This window comes from Rothia sp. HMSC066H02, assembly GCF_001814995.1.
Taxonomy (GTDB): domain Bacteria; phylum Actinomycetota; class Actinomycetes; order Actinomycetales; family Micrococcaceae; genus Rothia; species Rothia mucilaginosa.
This window is the reverse complement of sequence record NZ_KV818676.1, coordinates 1-1361: the sequence shown is the minus strand read 5'-3', so window position 1 is coordinate 1361 and position 1361 is coordinate 1. Positions and strand designations below refer to the sequence as shown.

Here is a 1361-nt window from a genome sequence, read left to right as displayed (position 1 = left end):
TGGGTTATGCGCTGAGTTGGAGTGGGGGTTCCTCCTGCTGGGTGGGTTGGGGTGTGAGTCGTGATTTGGTGAGGATGTCGAGGCTGAGGTAGCGTCGGCCTTCGGCCCATTCGTCGTTTTGTTCGGCGAGGACGGCTCCGACCAGGCGGATGATGGCCTGGCGGTTGGGGAAGATCCCCACGGAGTCGGTGCGTCGGCGGATTTCGCGGTTGAGGCGCTCATTGGGGTTGTTGGACCAGATCTGGGTCCATACCCCGGTGGGGAAGGACGCGAAGGCGAGGACGTCTGCCCTGGCTTGATCGAGGTGATCACACACGGCGGGGAGCTTGTCGTTCACGTAGTCCAAGAGCCGGTCGTATTGAGCGTTGACCGATGCCGCGTCGGGCTGGTCATACACCGAGTGCAGCATCGCTTTGACAGCGGGCCATAGCGCTTTGGGGGTGACGGACATGAGATTAGCGGCGTAGTGGGTACGGCATCGTTGCCAGGTGGCTCCGGGTAGGTTCGCTGCGATGGCCTCAACCAGGCCCAGATGCGCGTCGCTGGTGACCAGGCGCACGCCGGTCAGGCCTCGGGCGACCAGGTCGGCGAAGAACTCGTTCCACGCCGGGCCGGTCTCGCTGGTGGACACGCGCACCCCAGCACTTCGCGGTGTCCGTCATTGTTGACTCCGGTGGCAACCAGAACCGCGCACGAGACGACGCGTCCTCCTTCGCGTACTTTCATGGTCAGTGCGTCAGCGGCGACGAAGGTGAAAGGCCCGGCATCGTGGAGGGGCCGGTTGCGGAACTGGTCCACGTGTTCGTCGAGGTCTGTTGCCATCCGTGAGACCTGGGACTTGGACAGTCCTGTGATCCCCAGGGTTTTGACGAGCTTGTCCATACGGCGCGTGGATACTCCTGCCAGGTAGCAGTCAGCGACCACTGTGATCAACGCGGTTTCACAGCGTTTGCGCCGTTGCAGTAACCATTCTGGGAAGTAGGTGCCTGAGCGCAGCTTGGGGATCGCCACGTCGATGGTGCCGACCCTGGTGTCCAGGGGCCGGTAGCGATACCCGTTGCGCCTGGTGTGACGCTGCGGATCTTGTTGACCCCACTGGGCCCCGCACACCGCATCAGCGTCCGCTGATAGCAACGCGTTAATGACGTGCTGGAGCAAGGAACGCATCAAATCTGGGGATGCCTGGGACAACGCCTCGCCAAGCATGCCAGCAGGGTCGATAATATGAGGAGCGGTCATCGTTGTGCCTCCAAATCATTTCGAGTCAGAAGTAGAGAGCTTTCTCGAAGGATCACACGGTGACCGCACCCATATCAAACGGGCCGACCACCCACGGTTACACCACTATGCGGGACGCTACT

The 1361-nt window shown here is 61.9% G+C and carries 1 pseudogene; it reads right to left on the bottom strand.

Annotated features, from left to right (window positions below):
* Positions 1-4 precede the first annotated feature (4 nt).
* Positions 5-1239: pseudogene (locus HMPREF2999_RS04210) on the bottom strand (IS256 family transposase).
* Positions 1240-1361: the final 122 nt, after the last annotated feature.